Here is a 21,812-nt window from a genome sequence, read left to right on the forward strand (position 1 = left end):
GTTTTGAGAGTTTGAGCTCTCAAAACTGAGCAACGAGTGAGTAACTAGCCGACCTGGCTAGATTTTATATTTGAATGTTTCCGTTGCAGGAAACGATTCTCCATAGAAAGGAGGTGATCCAGCCGCACCTTCCGATACGGCTACCTTGTTACGACTTCACCCCAATCATCTATCCCACCTTCGGCGGCTGGCTCCTTGCGGTTACCCCACCGACTTCGGGTGTTATAAACTCTCGTGGTGTGACGGGCGGTGTGTACAAGACCCGGGAACGTATTCACCGCGGCATGCTGATCCGCGATTACTAGCAATTCCGACTTCATGCAGGCGAGTTGCAGCCTGCAATCCGAACTGAGACCGGCTTTGTTGGGATTGGCTCCATCTCGCGATTTCGCAGCCCGTTGTACCGGCCATTGTAGTACGTGTGTAGCCCAGGTCATAAGGGGCATGATGATTTGACGTCATCCCCACCTTCCTCCGGTTTGTCACCGGCAGTCTATCTAGAGTGCCCACCCGAAGTGCTGGCAACTAAATATAAGGGTTGCGCTCGTTGCGGGACTTAACCCAACATCTCACGACACGAGCTGACGACAACCATGCACCACCTGTCTCCTCTGTCCCGAAGGAAAGATACATCTCTGTACCGATCAGAGGGATGTCAAGACCTGGTAAGGTTCTTCGCGTTGCTTCGAATTAAACCACATACTCCACTGCTTGTGCGGGTCCCCGTCAATTCCTTTGAGTTTCAGTCTTGCGACCGTACTCCCCAGGCGGAGTGCTTAATGTGTTAACTTCGGCACCAAGGGTATCGAAACCCCTAACACCTAGCACTCATCGTTTACGGCGTGGACTACCAGGGTATCTAATCCTGTTTGCTCCCCACGCTTTCGCGCCTCAGCGTCAGTTACAGCCCAGAGAGTCGCCTTCGCCACTGGTGTTCCTCCACATATCTACGCATTTCACCGCTACACGTGGAATTCCACTCTCCTCTTCTGCACTCAAGTCACCCAGTTTCCAGTGCGATCCGGGGTTGAGCCCCGGGATTAAACACCAGACTTAAATGACCGCCTGCGCGCGCTTTACGCCCAATAATTCCGGACAACGCTTGCCCCCTACGTATTACCGCGGCTGCTGGCACGTAGTTAGCCGGGGCTTTCTTCTCAGGTACCGTCACCTTGAGAGCAGTTACTCTCCCAAGCGTTCTTCCCTGGCAACAGAGCTTTACGATCCGAAAACCTTCATCACTCACGCGGCATTGCTCCGTCAGGCTTTCGCCCATTGCGGAAGATTCCCTACTGCTGCCTCCCGTAGGAGTCTGGGCCGTGTCTCAGTCCCAGTGTGGCCGATCACCCTCTCAGGTCGGCTACGCATCGTCGCCTTGGTGAGCCGTTACCCCACCAACTAGCTAATGCGCCGCAGGCCCATCCCCAAGTGACAGATTGCTCCGTCTTTCCAGTTTCCTTCAGGCGAAGAAAACAACTATTCGGTATTAGCTACCGTTTCCGGTAGTTGTCCCAAACTTGAGGGCAGGTTGCCTACGTGTTACTCACCCGTCCGCCGCTAAGTGTCAAGGAAGCAAGCTTCCTATCAACTCCGCTCGACTTGCATGTATTAGGCATGCCGCCAGCGTTCGTCCTGAGCCAGGATCAAACTCTCCAATAAAGTATTGAAAAGAGCGATAAGCTCATTTTGAATCTGACGAGATTAAAAATCTCATTTGTGCTCCAGTTGATCCAAGCCAAGGCTCGTTTCAAACTTTCGCGTTCATTCTGCAAGCAGAATGTTTACTCACTCGTTGTTCAGTTTTCAAAGATCAAACTTGTTTTGTTACCGAATGTCGTTCTCTTCAGCAACTTTTATATCTTATCACATCCGCACCAACTTTGCAAGCTCTTTTTTCAAGTTTCTTTCGAAGCTTATTTCGTTTGCTTGCCGCACCGTGTAAACAGTGTTTTCTTGGCCGGACTTAGAATATACCATGTACAGATTTTGAATGCAAGTCTTTTTTTGAGTAATTATATATATTTCTATAATCTTTCTGTTTTCTCTACATTTCCACATTTATCTCACGTAAAAAGCCTCTCTATAAAAGAAAGGCCCCCTCATCAAGTTACTTTAATATTTATTGTTATCCGATAACCTCTTGGATGTGAAGTTGCCGTTGCTGCATCAGGTTAATGATGTTTCCTTCTACTGACACCATAGGCCGTGTAGGATGATCTCGATCAGAGAATACAATCTCTCCAATTTGGTTATTGCTGAGTTTCACTCGGATGCCATTATGGATCTGGGTCGACCGTTGAACAAATACCCTTACGATTGCAGGATCCAATTTCCCAAATGCCTCACTTTGGATCTGTTCTAGGACTAGGTATGGTGATTGTGCCTTGCGGTAGATCTTCTCCAGCGTCATGGCGTGGAAAATATCAGCGATAGCTACAATCTTGGCATAAATATGAATCTGCGTCCCACTAAGCTGCAACGGGTAGCCTGATCCATCCACTTTTTCATGATGCTGCAAAGCTGCAAGTCTGGCTCCCTCATTAATGGCCTTTGCCTGTTTAAGGATCTGATAACCATATTTCGTATGCTGACGAATCTCTTCCTGCTCTGTAGCCGTCAACGTGGATGGTTTATGGAGAATCTGCGGATCTACCTTGTTGTTACCAATATCATGGAACAAGCCTGCAAAAGCCACTTGCATCCAATCCTTGGAGGGAAGATCAATCCATTGAGCCAGTTGATAGGATGTGATCGCACTCAGTACGGCATGGTGATATACATAATCATGTTCTTGCATTACTCGTGGACTGAAAGTAAGCACATTATATTGTTTGAGATGTGCAAACACAGCCTCCAACTGTGTACGTAACTCATAGACCGGTAATTCAGCCGCCAGAGAGGACAGGAAAGCATTTTTCGTTAGTCCGACCATCTTCTCATACTCATCCTGCAAAGACGTTACTACAGGAGCTGTGGTGACGTTCCCTGTCTTCCCTGCCCGTTCACCATTGTTATCATTGGCAGAACTTCCTGCGGACACAGATGCACCTTTGGTCCCTGTACTACTCGACACCATTCTTTCTTGTTCAATATCTACCTGTTGAATCATAAAGGCTCTGAGCACTTCCATATCCTTGGGTAAAATGACCTTCCCCTTCTGAAGCAGAACGTTGCCGCGAAGTGTTTGCACATCACTCCCAAGTTTGAGTCCTGGTTTGACTTCTGACAGGGTGATTAATCCCATGTGTATTCCCCTCACTCATCGTTCTTCTATGTTAATACAAACAAGACCATAGTCCCGGTTTTTCATGATATTTCCCATTATATTACTCAGGAATCAGGCTGTACATCCCAGATTCGGAAGAATAAAAGAAGAGATTCCTTTATACAAACAAAAGGGCTCCCCGTGGGAGCCCTCGCAATTTTCTTTCAATCTCAAAGAGATCAGTCTTTATAAAATTCTATTTTATGCTTCCGAACCGGAATCGTCGTCGCCCTCAACTTCATTAACCTCAGCGTCAGAAACGGTGCCTTCTTCCAAGCTTACTACCGGAGCTTGGGACTCCTCGCCTTCCAAGCCTTCAAGCGACTCATCGTCTGGTTCCTCTTCATTTTTGTCAATTCGGCTGACTGTAGCTACTGAATCCTCGTCACGAATATGAATCAGCTTCACACCCTGCGTGTATCGACCCATAGTGGATATGCCTTCCATGCTCATCCGGATCAACGTACCGCTAGACGTGATAATCATCAGATCCTCTTCGGTTTTAACCATTTTGAGGCTGACTACTGAGCCGTTCTTCTCTGTGACATTAATAGTCTTGATCCCTTTACCGCCACGAGTCTGCATCCGATAATCACTGACAGGTGTACGTTTACCGTAACCTTTGGCTGTAACGATCAGAACATCAAGCTCTTTATCAACTACATCCATGCCGATAACAGCATCCTGTTCATCCAATGTAATCCCTTTGACCCCGGTTGCGCTACGTCCCATGGAACGTACGTTGCCTTCCGAGAATCGAATAGACATTCCGTGAGCTGTACCCATGATGATCTCTTGCAATCCATCGGTCAGCTTAACATCGATCAGAACGTCATCATCACGTAAGGAAATACCGATCAAGCCGCCTTTGCGAATATTGGTGTAATCCTCAAGTGGCGTCTTCTTCACAACCCCTTGGCGGGTAGCAAAGAACAAGTATCTGTCACTTTCGAATTCCTGGACCGGAATTACGGCATTGACCGATTCGCCCTGCTCGATCTGGATCAGGTTGATAATCGGCGTTCCCCGTGCTGTACGTCCAAGCTCTGGAATCTCGTAAGCTTTGAGACGGTACACTTTACCTTTGTCAGTGAAGAACATGAGGTAATTGTGGGAGTTGGTCACAAACAGATGCTCGACAAAGTCGGTATCTTTCGTATCCATACCCACGACCCCACGTCCACCACGTTTCTGGCTGCGGTATGTGGATACCGGCAGACGTTTCACGTAGCCTGTATGAGTAATCGTAATGATAACCTCTTCACGTGGAATCAGGTCCTCATCCAGAATGCTCTCTTCACCTACAGTGATCTCCGTACGACGATCATCGCTGAAGCGGTCGCGGATCTCTTGCAGCTCCGTACTGATAATCTCAAGCACCAGATGCTCATTGGCCAGAATTTCGCGATACTCTCTGATTTTGACCATCAGTTCGTTATATTCATTTTCAATACGTTCGCGTTCCAGACCTGTGAGGCGTTGCAAACGCATATCGAGAATAGCTTGAGCCTGATCATGACTGAGTGAGAAGCGCTCAATCAAACCTTCTCTGGCTGCATCCGCATTACTGGATGAACGAATCAACGTAATAATCTCGTCGATATGATCCAGCGCAATACGTAAACCTTCTAGAATGTGTGCACGAGCTTCAGCCTTTTTCAGTTCAAACTGCGTACGTCTGCGAATAACCTCAATCTGATGCTGCAGGTAGTGATACAACACTTCGCGCAAGTTCAGGATTTTAGGTTCTTTATTAACAATCGCAAGCATGTTAATCCCGAAAGTGGATTGCATCGATGTATGTTTGTACAGGTTGTTCAGGACAACCCCCGGATTCACGTCTCTGCGAAGCTCAATTACAACCCGCATACCATTACGGTCAGACTCATCACGAAGGTCAGTAATGCCATCAATCTTTTTATCACGTACCAACTCGGCGATTTTCTCAACGAGTCTCGCCTTGTTTACCTGATAAGGCAGTTCCGTAACGATAATTCGCGCCTTGTTGTTATTCTCTTCGATGTTGGTTTTGGCCCGCATCGTTACTGAACCACGTCCAGTCTGATACGCCTGGCGAATACCTGAACGGCCCAAAATGTAGCCGGACGTAGGGAAGTCTGGTCCTTGAATGTAATCCATGAGCTCCATGGATGTAATGTCCGGATTTTGAATCATGGCCTGTACACCATCAATGACCTCGCCCAGATTATGAGGAGGAATATTGGTGGCCATACCTACCGCGATCCCGCCGACCCCATTGACAAGCAAGTTAGGAAAACGAGCAGGCAGAACGATTGGCTCATGTTCTTCACCGTCATAGTTCGGCTGGAAATCAATCGTATCCTTGTTGATGTCTCTGAGCATTTCCATAGCAATCTTGGACAAACGTGCTTCGGTGTAACGCATAGCTGCTGCCATATCACCATCGACCGATCCAAAGTTACCATGTCCATCTACATGCATATATCGCAGGGAGAAATCCTGTGCCATCCGTACCATCGTCTCGTAAACAGCAGAGTCACCGTGTGGGTGATACTTACCGATAACTTCGCCGACGATTCTGGCTGATTTTTTATGTGGTTTATCGGGTGTCATGCCGAGCTCTGACATCGCGTACAGAATACGCCGGTGAACCGGCTTCAATCCATCACGCACGTCAGGTAAGGCACGGCTAACGATGATGCTCATCGCATAATCCATAAACGATTCACGCATCTCGACGCCTATATCCCGATCTGTAATCTGAGAGTTCATTTCTTCCGCCATGCTGGACCTCCTTCTTGTCCTTCAACAAACGTTCCATTCCGTCATGCAAAAAATTGATTATATGTGAAAAGCCTAACAAGGCTAAAACCGCGCAAGAACGTTACTCTTTATTATATTACTTTCACAAAAGTTACACAATTAAACGTCCGCTGGGCAATAGCCTTTCTTCCGGGAACTTCTGCGTGTCTGGGGATACGCCCTGCCTTCCTCCCCAATTGCACATACAATGCTAGAAAAACGGCATATGTACTGTGCCTACAGAGGCTAAAGCCATTCCCGTCCTACGATTAAACTGCAAATTACGCAGCTCATCGCACAAAACGCCATATTTCTCTATTATACCACTGAAATCGTCTCTTGTCCTTTGATTTCTCCGTGTCTGTCCCTCTTTAGAACTGAGCAAAACATGAAAGGACTGATGGATCTTGGGTATCCAACGCGTCTCCAGCAAATGGGCCAAAACAGCTGTGTTACAACGCAGTCGCATTGTGAATGAATATATCCCAGTGACCCGAAAATATAGCCGTCAAACTCTCGAACGAATGACTGAATTATTTGAGTCAAACTATATCAAACCGGACCGTGGTACTTACGGTAATGGCGTTATGCGAGTAAAAACAACCCGTTTATACGAACCTGTCGTTCATTCCGAAGATTCCACCACAGATGCGGAGGTTCCGGAAGAACCTACTGATCGGAACCTGCCTGATGAACCCGAAGCAAGTGCTGTTATCTCCAGAGATACCTATCTCACAACAACATATCAACTCCAATACGGTACAGAGGAGAGATCATTTCATTCCCTGGACGAACTCGAACGAGCACTGAATGATCGCATTCAGGAACGTGATTATATCATTCAACAGGGAATATCGCTGATGAAGCATGGAGATTTGCCTTTTGACTTGCGTGTGTTAACTCAGAAAAATCTGCAACACAACTGGGAAACAACAGGTATTCTGGGACGTGTTGCTGCGCCGGGCAAAATTATCACCAACATTCATGGTGGCGGACGATTGGCCACCTTTGAAGAACTCGTACTCCCCCATCTTCACCAGGATGGCTTCAAAAAACTTCGCACAGAGCTGTACCGCTTAGGTATTCATACCGCTGTGCAATTGCAAACATCATTTCCAAGGCTCAAAGAGATTGGTATTGATATTGCGCTAGACGAAGCAGGGCGTCCCTGGATTCTTGAAGTCAACACACTGCCAGGCATTTATGCCTTTGGCTTATTACCGGACAAGGAGGCATACCGGAAGATCAAACGTTATGCGATTGCATACGGTCGTTTGCCCTCCAAAAAGAGTAAGAGCTCTCGTACATCCCCTAAAGCACAGGCCTCATCTGCCAAAAAACGTGTTCGCAGATAACAAAGGGATACGGAAGTCTATGTCTACTGCCTTCCCTATTCCATACTTCCCCTAATATAAAAAGGCGCCCTCGCAGGCGCCTCTTCGAATAAGTTAAATGTCGAGGTTTTTCACGTATTTTGCATTTTCCTGGATAAAGTCACGACGCGGTTCAACATTGTCCCCCATCAGGGTGTCAAACATGGCATCAGCAAGGATGGCATCATTAATCGATACTTGCATCATGGTCCGACTCTCCGGATCCATCGTCGTTTCCCACAATTGTCCGGCATTCATCTCGCCAAGACCTTTGTAACGCTGAACGTTGAATTTTGCATTTTCGCCGAGCGTTGCAATAATTTCATCGCGCTCTTTCTCGGAACCGGCATAACGAATCACTTTGTTACGCTCAATCTTGAACAATGGCGGTTGTGCAATATATACATAACCTGCCTCAATGATTTTGCGCATGTACCGATACAGGAATGTCAGCAATAGTGTTCGGATATGAGCACCATCGACGTCGGCATCGGTCATCAAAATGATTTTGTGATAGCGGGCTTTGGCAATATCGAAGTCATCACCAATACCTGTACCCATTGCTGTAATAATTGCTCTAATCTCCGCATTCCCCAAGATCCGGTCGAGACGAGCTTTTTCCACGTTCAAAATCTTACCACGCAGCGGCAAAATCGCTTGGAAATGACGATCCCGGCCTTGCTTCGCTGATCCGCCGGCGGAGTCACCTTCGACGATGTACAATTCGCTGATTGAAGCATCCTTGGATGAACAGTCTGCCAGTTTACCTGGAAGTGAGCTTACTTCGAGTGCACCTTTACGACGTGTCAGTTCACGGGCTTTACGGGCAGCTTCACGCGCACGTGCTGCTTGCAGCCCTTTTTCCAAAATGCGACGGGATACGGAAGGATTCTCTTCCAGGAACTCCTGCAGCTTCTCGGCAAACAAGGATTCGACAATCCCACGCACTTCGCTGTTGCCCAGCTTGGTCTTTGTCTGTCCTTCAAATTGCGGTTCCGGAATCTTGACCGAAATAATAGCTGTCAAGCCTTCACGCACGTCATCCCCGGAAAGGTTCCCCGTGCTGTCCTTGATTACCCCTGCCTTACGGGCATAGTCATTGATAATCCGCGTAAGGGCACTCTTGAAACCTGATTCATGCGTTCCGCCCTCATGCGTATTGATATTGTTGGCGAAGGAATAGATGTTCTCGGTGTAGTTGTCATTGTATTGCAGAGCAACTTCCACCTGGATGTTATCTCTGGAACCTTCAACGTAAATTGGATTCTCATGCAATACTTCGCGCTTCTGGTTGAGGAAGGAGACGTATTCGATAATGCCGCCTTCGTACAGGAATGAGTTGGTTGCACCTGTACGCTCATCGGTCAGTGTAAGACCAATACCCTTGTTCAGGAACGCCAGCTCACGAATACGGGCAAGCAAGATGTCATAGTCGTAAACTCTCGTTTCCGTGAAAATTTCAGGATCCGGGTGGAACCTAACCGTTGTTCCGGTTTCGTCGGTTGTACCGATCGTTCTCAGGTCATACTGCGGAGTACCACGACGGTATTCCTGTTGATAGACATGCCCGTCAACCTTAACTGTGACAACAACTTTTTCGGATAGTGCGTTAACTACAGATACACCTACACCGTGCAGACCACCGGATACTTTGTACCCGCCGCCACCAAACTTACCTCCTGCATGGAGGACGGTCATAACGACCTCAAGCGCAGGACGTTTCATTTTGGCATGTTCACCGACAGGAATCCCACGTCCGTTATCGACAACAGTGACACTGTTGTCTTCATGGATAGTAACCTCGATATGGTCACAATAACCTGCGAGCGCTTCATCGATACTGTTGTCCACTACTTCCCAGACCAGATGATGCAGACCTTTGGAACTGGTGGAACCGATATACATCCCCGGACGTTTCCGTACGGCTTCCAGTCCTTCAAGAACCTGAATTTCATCTGCACCATATGACGGTTGATTCATAGACATGCTTTCACCTACTTCTATAAGATTCAATATCGTAATTATGCGTTAACTAAGAATGTTTACTGAAAAAGGCAATGTACTTCATTCCAGCCAGCTGTCCAAATTAAAGACAAGCAGCAAAAGACACACCTTTTATGCCACACAACCGCTAGAGATCAGGAAAAATGTGAGCCCGCTTCTTCAGCGTGGCTGAGGAGATCGGCGAGTAGTACACAATGTTTTTGGTCACCACAATGGACTTGGCTTCCTCTTCCCCAATGTGTTCCACGGTTTTTTCCTGCTCGGCATGCGTCACATACTGCTTGGAGATCTTTGAGGATTTTTCAATCGATATATCAAAAATAGCGACCAATTCGGAAGAACGGATGATCTTCTCACCGCCCAGATGAATGTACATAAGCCCTCACTCCTTAGCGTTCAACCTGTCCGGCATGAACGTGATAAATACTGGCATCTTTGAGCTTGTCAACGTTCAGGCTCTCGACCCCCGTAGCTGTAATAAAGGTTTGCACCTTGCTCTGGAACGTTTCGATCAGCTGCGTCTGGCGAAAAGGGTCCAGCTCTGACAGAACATCATCCAGCAGCAGGACCGGATATTCTCCGATTTCTTCGTGAATCAGTTCGATTTCCGCAAGTTTAAGGGACAACGCCGTTGTGCGCTGCTGCCCCTGCGAGCCATATGTTTGTACTTCCCGATCGTTAATGAAAAAGGACAGGTCATCCCGATGCGGCCCACTAAGGGTTGTGCCTCGGCGAATCTCCTGCTCTTTCATTTGTGATAATTTTATCATAAATTGGTCCATTAAGACAGCTTCATCTTCCTCAGCGGCTTCGCTGAAGGACGGAAGATAGGCCAGGCGCAAGACTTCTCCGCCTCCGGTGATCCCCTGATGAATCGTTTCTGCCCACTTTTGCAGTTTCTTTATGAATTGTTTCCTTTTTTTGACGATCTTAACACCATGCTCAACCAGTTGTTCATTCCATACCTCAAGCATGGTCTGGGCTGATGCCCCTTGTCCCCAAAGTTGCTTAAGCAAATTGTTTCGTTGGACCAGCACTTTTTGGTATTGCTGCAGGTGATAAAGGTAACCTGGTGCAACCTGTCCGATCTCCATGTCAAGAAACCGGCGGCGGACCCCCGGTGTGCCTTTTACAATCTCCAGATCCTCCGGAGCAAACATCACGACATTGAGCGCTCCGACAAAATCGCTTAACTTGCGCTGCTCCAGGCCGTTAATCTTTGCTTTTTTGCCTTGTTGCGACAAAGATAGCTCAAGCTTGACCGATCCGTACTTTTTGTCGACCTCTGCTGCAAGTCTGGCACGTTCCTCACCGAAACGAATCAGCTCCTTGTCACGGGATGTGCGGTGGCTCTTGGTGAGTGCAAGTACAAAAATAGCCTCTGCAAGATTGGTCTTGCCTTGGGCATTTTGCCCAATCAACAAGTTTACGGGACCAAAAGAGTCCAGTCTCAGATGTTCATAATTGCGGAAATTCTGCAGATCAATGCTGTTCACAAACACGCGGTAACCTCCCTTTTATCCCGTCCGTCAGGAGGCAGCAGGATCGAACTGGTCTTCTTATTCTGCAGCAACTTCGAATGTGCCTTCTCCGTTCACTTCAACGATATCCCCAGGGTATAACTTACGTCCCCGTCGTTCCTCAGGCTCTTTATTCACACGTACAAGTCCTTCCTGAAGCAGAGCTTTGGCCATACCTCCAGTTGGGATGCAATCAGCCAGTTTCAAAAATTGATCAAGCTTAATATATTCCGTACGAATCGTAACTTGGTTCACTGTGATCTTCCTTTCGTTAGTTGGTCGTCCGATATGGCAATATCACGTAAAGGCTGTGACTGTCATCCAGCGGTTTCAAGATGATTGGACTCATGACTCCTGTAAAAGCGATCATCAGCTGCTCACTTTCAACAACTTTCAGCACATCCAGCATGTATTTGGAGTTGAACGAGATTTTTAACGGATCTCCTGTAAACTCGGCAGGTTCGATTTCTTCTCTTACTTTACCTAGCTCGGAAGAGCTTGAAGAAATTTCAACGGATCCAGAATCCATCGTTTGCATACGCACGATGTTTGTTTTCTCTTCACGCGACAGCAAATAAGCCCGGTCAATGGATTCACTTAATTTTTTTGTATCTAAAACAAGTTCTGTTTTGTATGACGTTGGAATAATTCTAGAAGTATCCGGATATGTTCCGTCCAAAATACGGGAGTAAAACAATACACGGTCGATTTTGAACAGGACCTGGTTATCTGCAACAACGATATCCACAAGGGTATTTTGATCCGGAACAATTTTGCTGAGCTCGTTCAGCGTTTTACCGGAAATAACCACGTTGTTGAAGCGGATACCTTCTGCATTATCCAGCATTGCTGATCGAGTAGCAAGACGGTGACGGTCTGTTGCCACAAATTTCAATTCGTTGTCACCCAAACTCCAGAGTACACCTGTCAGGATTGGAGTAGTCTCATGTGTGGAAATGGAGAAGACCGTTTGTTTGATCATATTTTTCAACAAATCTCCTGGAATGGAGACCGTTTGATTTTCTTCGATGCTTGGCAGTACCGGGAATTCTTCCGGATCAAGACCTACCAGTTGAATCTCGGTAGCACCTGCGGAGATAAAGGTGTTGAAGTTCTCTTTGACTTCCATGTGTACTTCCTGTGATGGCAGCTTCTTGATGATCTCCACGAAAAACTTGGCTGGCAAAACTACACTGCCGGGTTGATCTACCTGAACTACGCTTTTATCTCCATCTTCAAGCGGGATGAAGGATTGAATGGATATATCGGTGTCACTTGCTGTCAATGTTACACCTTGATGATTCACGTCGAATTTGATACCGCTCAGAATCGGAATTGTCGTACGGCTGGAGATCGCTTTGGATACTTGCTGTATGGAATCGTTTAAGTAGTTTTTCATTATGCTGATTTTCATGGTTTCACTCCTAGCTGATTTTTTGGGTGTTGGGGTGTTAAAAGGTGTTTTTCAAAGGCCGTAGGCTAAGCTCCGAAATGGCTATTTTGGAGATGATATCTTTAAGATCTTTTTAGTAATAATAGTAATAGGGGCACTGAATATGTGGATAAGTGGGTATAAACCCGTACACCCAAGCCTATCCACATGTGTATACGTTGTGCATAGGCTTGGGACTTGTTCAGGTTGGATTCTTAATTTTTTCGGTTAAGTTGTTGATAACTTTATAGAGATCCTGATCGTTTTTAATCGCTTGGGAGATTTTTTCGTGAGCATGTATGACAGTGGTGTGATCTCGTCCTCCGAATGCTTCCCCGATTTTGGGCAGAGAAAAGTCTGTCAGTTCACGAGAGAGATACATGGCAATCTGTCTTGGAAAAGCAACTGCCTTGGTCCGTTTCCGTGCTTTGAAATCTTCAAGCTTAAGGCTATAATACTCGCCGACCTTTTGTTGGATGTCATGAATAGTGATCATTTTGGGACGACTGGAAGGAATAATATCCTTCAGTGCTTCAGCTGCCAGATGAGTGGTTACATCTTGATTAGTCAGTGAAGAATAAGCAACGACCCGAATCAGGGCACCTTCCAGTTCACGGATGTTGGTGTCAATCTGGTTGGCAATGTACATCATCGCTTCATTCGGAATATCCAAGTTTTCCGCACGTGCCTTTTTCCGCAAAATTGCGATCCTTGTCTCCAAATCTGGAGGCTGGATATCCGTAATTAACCCCCATTCAAAGCGAGAACGAAGCCGTTCTTCCAGTGTCGGAATTTCCTTCGGTGGTCTATCGCTGGAGATGATAATCTGCTTCCGTTCCTCATGCAGCGCATTAAACGTATGGAAAAATTCCTCTTGTGTTGATTCTTTTCCCGCCAAAAACTGAATATCATCAATGAGCAAAATGTCGACGCTCCGGTATTTGTTACGGAAGCTCTCCCCGCGGTTGTCACGGATAGAGTTAATGAATTCGTTCGTGAATTTCTCAGACGACAAATAAACGACTTTGCTGCCCGGATCATGCTCCAGAACGTAATGTCCGATCGCATGCATCAAGTGAGTTTTACCGAGACCTACACCCCCATACAGAAAGAGAGGGTTGTAAGCTTTGGCGGGCGCTTCAGCGACCGCCAGCGATGCGGCATGGGCAAAACGGTTGCCCGGCCCGATGACAAATGTATCGAACGTGTATTTCGGATTCAGCATGCTGAGTACCGCTTCTTCCTGTACAACTGTAGGCGTTGGTGCCGGCAGTTGCGGGTCCGGTTCAGCAGGCTTGTTCTCTTCGATGACAAATTTCACATCGACTTGCTTGCCAAGCAGCTCGTATACCGTCGAGCCAACCAATTTGGTGTAACGGCTCTCCAGCCATTCGACGGCAAACGTGGTTGGTGCGGAAATGACGATTGAACGATCATTAAGCTTGGTGGCTTTGGTTGCTTTGAACCAGGTGTCAAAGCTGGGTTTGCTGAGTTTGTTTTGTATGATTGATAAAATTTGCTGCCATAAATCAGAAGTATGGCTGTCCACAGACTGTCACTCCTTTTACATGTTCCAAGTGTGGCTTAAGCCATGATGCAGTGTCGAAATACGAGATATATTGTTGAATTTATCCCCAAACCCCCGCAGGTCGAAAACAAAAAAAGTATGAACAACGGAAAATTGTTCACAACTTTATCCACAGGCTGTTGATAATATTATGGGTCAGATCACATATTCACATCCAAAAGTAATACAATCATAGCAAAAGAAACCCCGCATTTCAACGTATCGCGTGATTTTATCCACAAATTCAATAACTTGTGTATAATTTTTAGTCACAACACAATATATTGTTTATAAACTGTTTAATTTTCGACAGAATGACCCAAAAACCAAAAATGTTTTATACACAGGTTATCCGTCAAATGATGCCAAATTGTGTGTAAAAGTATTCTTCGTTTGTGAATAACCTGTCTGTGGATAACCGCGAAGTGAAAATAGAGCATGATCACGATCGGAAAAAGTCTGACCCCTCACCCTCGTGTTTTCTTGCCAATGGGCGATAATGAAAGCGACGAATTCAGTGTCTGGATGGGAGACGGAAAGGGGAGTAAACTCAATGCTTTTAATTGAACAAGATCAGTGGTGTATTTTCTGAGCAGATGGTAATTCTGTGACGGCAATGTATAAGAATAATGGACATAGATGACTTCATTTTGAGACATATGTATGTGAATTATTAGGATCAAGAGGTAAGCTGATGCTCGAATATGGAGGTTGAAGTGTATGAATGTATAATATGAATCTCAAAGGATAGATTATGCGTGTATAGCAAAAGAGGTTGTCCCCTAAAACCGACTTTTAGTTTTGGGCGACAACCTCTTTTTTTGGTGCAGAGACGAAGTATGGATTGATGATTTAGAGACGGGGAAGGGACATCTTACGCTGGAATTCAGCGATATCTGCGTATTCCTCTTCCAGTTTGCGAGAGATCCGAATAAAGATGGGCAGCAGCTCCTGGTAGAGTACAGCATTCTCTTTGACAGGGGTATGCCGATGCGTTGTACCCACCATGGAAGAAACGGCATGAAGCGATTGGATCCGCCCTGTAGCGTACAAACCAAGCACAACTGCACCCAGACAGGAACTTTCGAAGCTCTCGGGTACAACCACTTCCTGATTGAAGATATCGGACATCATTTGGCGCCAGAGAGGAGAACGCGCAAACCCACCTGTGGCTTGAATAGAGGTAGGTTGCCCAATCTGTTCTTCCATAGCCAGCAGTACCGTGTATAGGTTAAAAATAACCCCTTCCAGGACAGCACGGATCATATGCTCTTTCTGGTGATGGAGGGTTAAGCCAAAAAAGGAACCACGGGCATCCGGATTCCATAAAGGGGCACGTTCGCCCGAAAGGTACGGATGAAACAGAAGTCCTTCCGATCCCGGCCGGACACGTTCGGCAATTTTGGTCAGCACATCATAGGAATTGATGCCAAGTCGCTTCGCTGTCTCCACTTCAGACGCAGCGAATTCATCCCGTACCCAACGAAACAGCATGCCACCGTTATTCACAGGTCCACCAATGACCCAAAGATTCTCTGTGAGGGCATAACAGAAGGTTCGACCTTTGGGATCGGTGACCGGATGGTCCACGACAGTGCGAATGGCCCCGCTGGTTCCGATGGTTGCTGCGACAACACCAGGTTCAATGGCGTTTACGCCGAGATTGGATAAAACCCCGTCACTTGCGCCAATAACAAAGGGCGTGGAGGGGGAGAGAGCCATTTTTTCAGCCGATTCGTGATTCATTCCTTCTAATATATATGTTGTAGGTACGAGCTTCGAGAGATGGTCGGGTGTAATGCCTGCAATCTCAAGGGCCTCTGCGTCCCAGTCCAGTTGTTCCAGATTGAGCAAACCTGTGCAAGAAGCGATGGAATGGTCGACGACATATTGTCCGAATAGACGGAAGAACAGATATTCTTTAATCGAAATAAATTTGGCGGTGCGCTCAAAAAGTTCAGGTTCATCGTGGCGCAGCCACATTAATTTGGTCAGCGGTGACATGGGATGGATGGGCGTACCTGTGCGCAGATAGATGCGATGGCCCAATCCATTCTCTTGCAGCTGGGCAGACCATGCTGCACTTCGGTTATCCGCCCAGGTGATGCACCGAGTTAAGGGTTTGTCGTCCTGATCCATGGCAATGACACTGTGCATGGCCGAGCTACAGGATACGAACAGAATCTGCTCGGCAGCAACACCACTCTGATCCATGACTCCTCGCACAGAGCGGAGGGCTGCTTGCACAATCTCTTCAGGGTCCTGTTCGGCAACATCGGGCGCAGGGGTATACAAAGGATATTCCTGCGTTGAGGTATTGACGACGGAGCCCTGCTCGGTAAATAATACGGATTTGGTACTGGTGGTACCAATATCAATCCCAATCATATAGTTGTTCATGTATTTAATCCTTCTTTCTCCAGAAAGCGATGAGATTTTAATTTCTTTCTACTATAGAGACTCCATTTATACCACTGTACTCAGGAGTAAAATAAAGATCAGTCCAACCACGGATAATAGTGTTTCCATAACGGTCCACGTTTTCAATGTCTGGGAAACGCTCATATTAAAGAATTCTTTGATCATCCAGAATCCCGCATCATTCACATGGGACAAGATGAGTGACCCTGCACCTGTAGCGAGTACAACCAGCTCAATATTGACACCTGGGGTGAGTGCAAGCACTGGAGCGACAATACCGGCAGCAGTTGTCATGGCTACGGTTGCTGAACCGGTAGCTACACGAATGAGCGCAGCGACAAGCCAGGCAAACAGGATGATGTTGATGTTGGCATGGGTAGCGACATCGGCAATGGCGTTGCCTACACCACTATTGATCAATACCTGTTTGAAGGCACCGCCTCCACCAATAATGAGAATGATGGTCGCCGTAGGCGCCAGACATTCACTGGTGAAGCGAGAAATATCATGTTTGGTGAATCCACGTGCAAAGCCGAGTGAAAAGAGGGCAAATACAACTGAAATGAGCAGAGCAATGATCTCATGACCGATAAATTCACTGAAAACGGTAAAGCCGCTCGTGGCATTTGGGTCAATGATGCTTGCTATGGAACCAATCAGCATCAAAATAACCGGCAGCAATATGGTAAACAGGGTAATACCAAACCCAGGCATGTTGCTGTTTGTTTTTGTTGCGAATTGTTCAGCCAGTTCGGCTGGCGGTTCGGTGTGTATTCTTTTTCCAATAAATTTACCAAACAAAGGACCTGCAATAATCGCTGTAGGAATACCAACAATCAGGGAGTACAAAATGGTCTTACCCAGATCCGCGCTGTAGGCTTCAATCGCTATCATTGGCGCTGGATGGGGTGGAACCAAACCGTGTACAGTCGACAGACCGGCCAAAATGGGAATACCGATCTGAAGCAGAGACATATTGGTTTTACGTGCAACGGTAAAAATGATGGGAATCATCAAAATTACGCCGACTTCGAAGAAAACGGGAATACCAACGATAAATCCAACAATCATCATGGCCCAGTGCACACGTTTCACACCAAACCGATCGACCAATGTAGTTGCAATGCGCTCGGCACCACCAGATTCGGCCATCATCTTACCAAGCATCGTACCGAGAGCAATAACAATTGCAATGGTTCCAAGTGTGCCGCCAAGTCCCCCGGTAATGGAAGAGATCACGTCGGCAGGTTTCATGCCTGTAAGCAAACCGAGCATTAATGCGGACAACAGCAGGGTGATGAAAGGATTCCATTTATACTTGGAAATCAAGACGATCAGAAAAACGATCGCAATTAACGTCCAAACCAATAATGTTGCATTGTGGGATAGTCCAAAAAGAGTGCTCATGATGTTGTGTGCTCCTTTATTTCTGATATAGAACGCTTACAAGTGAAATTATCGTCAACAATTAAATTTGTGACAGTACCTCAGAAGGTGTTGGCGAAAAAATGTAGTTTTATCATGCCCAAATTTGAAACAAAATCGCATTTTGTATACTTGTCGACAAGTTAAGCCGCAATCAATCACGACGGATATGATTGCAAACGCCTTGCACCCATTAGGAATCAAAGCTTTCGTGCAGGGTTTTACCAGAATCTTGGAAATATGTTCGGACTCCAGCCTGAATGAGCATCTTGTCACCGGATTCAAGTGCTTCAACGAGCAAACGGTGTTTCTCAATTACAGCGCTTACTTTCTGCTCGCCTTGAACAAATACTCTGCGCGTCGTAAGCAGCATAACGGTCATCACAACATATCGAATACTCTTCCATAGATGTGAAATACGGGAATGCTGAGCAGCTTCAATGATGGTTTCGTGGAAAACGAGATCCTGATAGGCAAATTCGACAGCGTCCTGATGTCGTCCAGCAAGTTGCATTTTGTCGATCACGTTACGCAGCTGGGTGATTAATGATTCTGGGACATCACCAGCAAGTCGCTGCTGCACAAAACTTTCAATCAGGAAACGGACATCATACAATTCTTCGACATCCTTGATTCGTAGTCCAATGACAACAACACCCATACGTTCAAGTCGAATAAGACCTTCATTGGACAATGTTCTTAACGCTTCACGAACAGGTGACCGACTGCTGTCAAAATCAGCCGCAATTCGATTTTCCGACAAAATCTCTCCAGGACGAAGGGTACCGCTAATGATCCGCAGCCTTAATTCGCAGGCAATAGCTTCACCACGGGAAGCCCCTTGAAGCCAGGAAGAAGGAAATAACATATGGCTAACGCTCCTATTAATAAGTAATCAGTTCATTACTGATCATAGCATAACTATTTTGCAGACTGGACATTCAGTTCAATCCATAGTCTGTAGCTACAAGCTAACGGCTAATGATTTTTTCAAAGGACTACTTGTATACAAGATGTGATTTTTATCCTACACCTTTCTCAAAAGCTTGTAAACCTTAATTGAAGCGGATACAACCGGATTGGAATTCGACGATATTTATAGCCTATAATCATTATCCACATGTGAATAACTTTAAACAGGATGTAATGAAGGAAATAACAGGTATTGGAGGGTGTGGATAACTATAAATGCTGAAATATGGCGATCTGATCAGGGTCTGGGGATAACTTTCAGAACTCTCTGCGAGGCTTGGTAATGGTATTGAAGTGAACGGACTGTGGTCATTGCTTTGGGTGGGATGGAGAGTGTATATAAAAGAGGGAGAAGCCTTGCGCCTTGCAGTTGACTTTTCCAGGTGATCATGGTTAAATATATAAAGGTGTTTTCTGTGAAGATGAAAGTGATTCATCACATAAGTATTTCCTTGTGAGGAGGTGCAATACATTGAGACCTACATTCAAACCGAACGTTAGCAAACGTAAAAAAGTTCATGGTTTCCGGAAAAGAATGAGCACGAGCAACGGCCGTAAAATTTTGGCCGCACGTCGCCTTAAAGGCCGTAAAAACCTGAGTGCTTAATGCATTGAAGACCACCGAGGTGGTCTTTTTTTTCTTAATTAGCTCAAATCAGACTGGATGCTGCTACAGATCAGGTCTGAATGGTCTGCGAAAAAGTGCTGAACACACACGAATGTATGTTGAGTGAGTTTTCCATTTGTCGAAAACTTACCTTATATAATGATGAATGCGGATCAGTTCAAGTAGCTGATTAATAATCATCCCAAATGAAGTTGTCGCCAAGACGGTTTACCGTCATTCAAGAAAGCCTATACTAAATCAGTAATGAGGCCTCCGTCAAATAACATTGGTGGAGAACAGCAAGGAGAAGCGCCGTGTATAAAAGACTGCGTCTACGAAACCGGGCGGACTTTAGCCGCGTATACCGGTATGGGAAATCGTTTGCCAATCATCAATTCGTGGTGTATGGCTGTCGCCGTAAAGATACGGAACAATTTCGGGTCGGTGTATCATGCAGCAAGAAAATCGGAAACGCTGTCGTACGCAACCGGATGAGACGCATGATCAAGGAAATTGTTCGTCATCATGAGCATGAGATCGTCACGCAGATGGATCTGATTTTTATCGTCAGAAAAGGTGCACTGGACATGCCCTATAAGGAAATGGAAAAAAGCCTGCTACATGCGATGCGAAAGGGCTCTCTTTTGAAGTCGAGCAAGCGGTAAGCTTCGGTTTATTTGTCCTCCTAATTATGGTATGATTTATGGTGGAATGGAATGGTTAAGAGAGGGGTTATGAAGTGTCGCGATTGAAGACATCAAAGGGGAAGTGGATTCTCCTCATTGCAGTCATTGCAATGGTCACTGTACTCGCCGGATGTACTCCACAAGGAGCCGGGGTTACTACGGAAGATCTGAAGAATAGTGGCTCATTCTGGCAAAGCAATGTTGTGTACTGGTTCTCACTGGCGCTGGATACATTCGCCAACTGGTTTAACGGTGAATATGGACTGGCCGTCCTTGTGATGGTGCTTATTGTACGGACATTGATTTTACCATTAACAATGAAACAAGTCCGTAGCTCCAAAGCTATGCAGGCGATTCAGCCGCAGCTGAAGGAGATTCAAGCCAAGTTTAAAGATACACCTGAGAAAGTTCAGCAAGAAACAATGAAGTTGTTTCAGGAGAACAAAGTTAATCCGATGGCGGGTTGTCTGCCACTTCTGATTCAGATGCCGATTTACATCGCACTTTATAACTCAATTTACGGAAACTCCAGTCTGAGAACACATGATTTCTTGTGGCTCCAGCTCGGGGAACCGGATCACCTGTTTATTTTGCCAGTGCTGGCTGCCATCACAACATTCATTCAAACATGGATGATGATGCGTATGAACCCTGCACAGCAAGTTGGTCCGATGCAGTTTATGCTTTGGGTATACCCAATTTTGATCTTCGTGATGTCTTACCAGTTCCCGTCAGCACTTCCGCTGTACTGGTTCTACAGTAACATCTACACGATCGTGCAAAACTATTTCCTTTACCGGAATAATGATAAAATCGTGGCTGAGGTCAACGTGAAGCAGAATAGCTCTTCCAAAAATGGAGCTAAACGCAAAAACGGTGGCAAAGCGACCGTCTCTGGAAAAGGGTCGAAAGGGGCCAAAAAATCGAAATGACCAAAGTCATTACGTCAGGAAAAACCGTTGAAGATGCTGTAAACCAAGGATTGACCGAGCTTGGCGTAAGTCGGGACAAGGTCGAGATACAAGTGTTAGAGCAGCCGTCAAAAGGATTCCTGGGTTTGTTCGGGGTGAGGGCGGCCAAAGTAGAAGTGAAATTATTGCCTGTACCGGAAGTTGTTCCACAGCCGATCAAGCCAGCTGCATACAAACCTGAAGTAGATGCATTACTTGAGGATGTTGCAGCTAAAAATCCCTATGAAGAAGCGGCTGCTTTCTTGAAAGAGGTCGCAGCAGGTATGGGACTGGATGTTGAAGTGCATATCAAAAAACAGCGGGATGGACATATCTTCAATATTGCCGGCGAAGATCTGGGCATGATTATTGGCAGACGTGGACAGACGCTGGATGCGCTTCAGTATCTAACGAACATTGTAGCGAACCGATATTCGGAAAGCTTCGTTCGAATTGTGCTCGACGCGGAGAATTTCCGTCAACGTCGGCGGAAGACGCTGGAGGACCTGGCCGAAAGGTTGGCTGGACAAGCAATCCGTACCGGTAAGGAAGTTGTACTGGAACCAATGCCTCCGCTCGAACGAAAAGTCATTCATGCAAAACTGCAAAACCACCCGCAGATTAAGACGTTAAGTAAGGGTGAAGAGCCTAATCGGCGTGTGGTTATTACGACGAAATAACACGAAATTGAAGACGCAATGGCTTCCTGCCCGGTGCAGAAGCCATTGCTTTTTTCGTACAGAAGCAATTTGATAAGGTGCGTAGAACAAGTCAAGAGTGAACTTAATACGATAGGCAACATGTCA

General features: G+C 46.2%; 16 protein-coding genes and 1 rRNA gene. 5 read left to right on the plus strand and 12 right to left on the minus strand.

Annotated elements, in window-relative coordinates; all coding sequences use genetic code 11:
• Nucleotides 1-106: 106 nt before the first annotated feature.
• The 3 genes from QF049_RS23370 to gyrA all read right to left on the minus strand — a co-directional run bounded on the left by QF049_RS23370 (nt 107) and on the right by gyrA (nt 6,031).
• Nucleotides 107-1,659 (minus strand): 16S ribosomal RNA (locus QF049_RS23370).
• A gap of 466 nt (nt 1,660-2,125) precedes the next feature.
• The gene (locus tag QF049_RS23375; RefSeq protein ID WP_307540918.1) at nt 2,126-3,244 is read right to left on the minus strand and encodes an HD-GYP domain-containing protein; all 1,119 of its coding nucleotides are present in this window, start codon (nt 3,242-3,244) and stop codon (nt 2,126-2,128) included.
• A gap of 222 nt (nt 3,245-3,466) precedes the next feature.
• Entirely contained in the window at nt 3,467-6,031 is a 2,565-nt protein-coding gene (gene gyrA / locus QF049_RS23380) for a DNA gyrase subunit A (RefSeq protein ID WP_036671890.1), read from the minus strand.
• Between the two features lie 425 nt (nt 6,032-6,456).
• On the opposite strand from gyrA, the gene QF049_RS23385 reads away from it, so the two are divergent.
• Nucleotides 6,457-7,404, plus strand: a complete 948-nt coding sequence (locus QF049_RS23385) for a YheC/YheD family protein (RefSeq protein WP_307540922.1) — start codon at nt 6,457-6,459, stop codon at nt 7,402-7,404.
• 93 nt (nt 7,405-7,497) lie between these two features.
• Here the strand turns inward: QF049_RS23385 and gyrB are convergent, their stop codons facing one another.
• The 9 genes from gyrB to QF049_RS23430 all read right to left on the minus strand — a co-directional run bounded on the left by gyrB (nt 7,498) and on the right by QF049_RS23430 (nt 18,659).
• On the minus strand, nt 7,498-9,408 hold the full coding sequence (gene gyrB, locus QF049_RS23390; RefSeq protein WP_124118706.1) for a DNA topoisomerase (ATP-hydrolyzing) subunit B: 1,911 nt from the start codon (nt 9,406-9,408) through the stop codon (nt 7,498-7,500).
• 145 nt (nt 9,409-9,553) lie between these two features.
• Entirely contained in the window at nt 9,554-9,802 is a 249-nt protein-coding gene (gene remB / locus QF049_RS23395; protein WP_017691405.1) for an extracellular matrix regulator RemB, read from the minus strand.
• 13 nt (nt 9,803-9,815) lie between these two features.
• Nucleotides 9,816-10,928, minus strand: a complete 1,113-nt coding sequence (gene recF, locus QF049_RS23400) for a DNA replication/repair protein RecF (protein ID WP_307540925.1) — start codon at nt 10,926-10,928, stop codon at nt 9,816-9,818.
• Between the two features lie 57 nt (nt 10,929-10,985).
• The gene (yaaA, locus tag QF049_RS23405; protein WP_307540928.1) at nt 10,986-11,201 is read right to left on the minus strand and encodes a S4 domain-containing protein YaaA; all 216 of its coding nucleotides are present in this window, start codon (nt 11,199-11,201) and stop codon (nt 10,986-10,988) included.
• A 16-nt stretch (nt 11,202-11,217) separates the two neighbouring features.
• Entirely contained in the window at nt 11,218-12,360 is a 1,143-nt protein-coding gene (gene dnaN / locus QF049_RS23410) for a DNA polymerase III subunit beta (protein ID WP_017691408.1), read from the minus strand.
• Between the two features lie 220 nt (nt 12,361-12,580).
• Entirely contained in the window at nt 12,581-13,927 is a 1,347-nt protein-coding gene (gene dnaA, locus QF049_RS23415) for a chromosomal replication initiator protein DnaA (protein WP_036611990.1), read from the minus strand.
• Nucleotides 13,928-14,797: 870 nt separating this feature from the next.
• A complete protein-coding gene (gene gntK / locus QF049_RS23420; protein WP_307540931.1) occupies nt 14,798-16,345 on the minus strand; it encodes a gluconokinase in 1,548 nt (515 codons plus the stop codon).
• 66 nt (nt 16,346-16,411) lie between these two features.
• Complete coding sequence (locus QF049_RS23425; protein WP_124118703.1) at nt 16,412-17,773, minus strand: GntT/GntP/DsdX family permease; 1,362 nt, start codon at nt 17,771-17,773, stop codon at nt 16,412-16,414.
• Nucleotides 17,774-17,984: 211 nt separating this feature from the next.
• On the minus strand, nt 17,985-18,659 hold the full coding sequence (locus tag QF049_RS23430) for a GntR family transcriptional regulator (RefSeq protein ID WP_017691412.1): 675 nt from the start codon (nt 18,657-18,659) through the stop codon (nt 17,985-17,987).
• 576 nt (nt 18,660-19,235) lie between these two features.
• On the opposite strand from QF049_RS23430, the gene rpmH reads away from it, so the two are divergent.
• The 4 genes from rpmH to jag all read left to right on the plus strand — a co-directional run bounded on the left by rpmH (nt 19,236) and on the right by jag (nt 21,686).
• The gene (gene rpmH, locus QF049_RS23435) at nt 19,236-19,370 is read left to right on the plus strand and encodes a 50S ribosomal protein L34 (RefSeq protein ID WP_017691413.1); all 135 of its coding nucleotides are present in this window, start codon (nt 19,236-19,238) and stop codon (nt 19,368-19,370) included.
• A gap of 314 nt (nt 19,371-19,684) precedes the next feature.
• On the plus strand, nt 19,685-20,035 hold the full coding sequence (gene rnpA / locus QF049_RS23440; protein ID WP_036611981.1) for a ribonuclease P protein component: 351 nt from the start codon (nt 19,685-19,687) through the stop codon (nt 20,033-20,035).
• Between the two features lie 74 nt (nt 20,036-20,109).
• The gene (locus QF049_RS23445; RefSeq protein ID WP_307540935.1) at nt 20,110-20,988 is read left to right on the plus strand and encodes a YidC/Oxa1 family membrane protein insertase; all 879 of its coding nucleotides are present in this window, start codon (nt 20,110-20,112) and stop codon (nt 20,986-20,988) included.
• Nucleotides 20,985-21,686 (plus strand): RNA-binding cell elongation regulator Jag/EloR, encoded by a 702-nt coding sequence (jag, locus tag QF049_RS23450; RefSeq protein ID WP_017691417.1) that lies wholly within the window; start codon nt 20,985-20,987, stop codon nt 21,684-21,686. The genes QF049_RS23445 and jag overlap by 4 nt, the downstream gene beginning before the upstream one ends.
• The last annotated feature ends 126 nt before the right edge of the window (nt 21,687-21,812 follow it).

It is taken from the genome of Paenibacillus sp. W4I10 (assembly GCF_030816325.1).
GTDB classification, from domain to species: domain Bacteria; phylum Bacillota; class Bacilli; order Paenibacillales; family Paenibacillaceae; genus Paenibacillus; species Paenibacillus amylolyticus_B.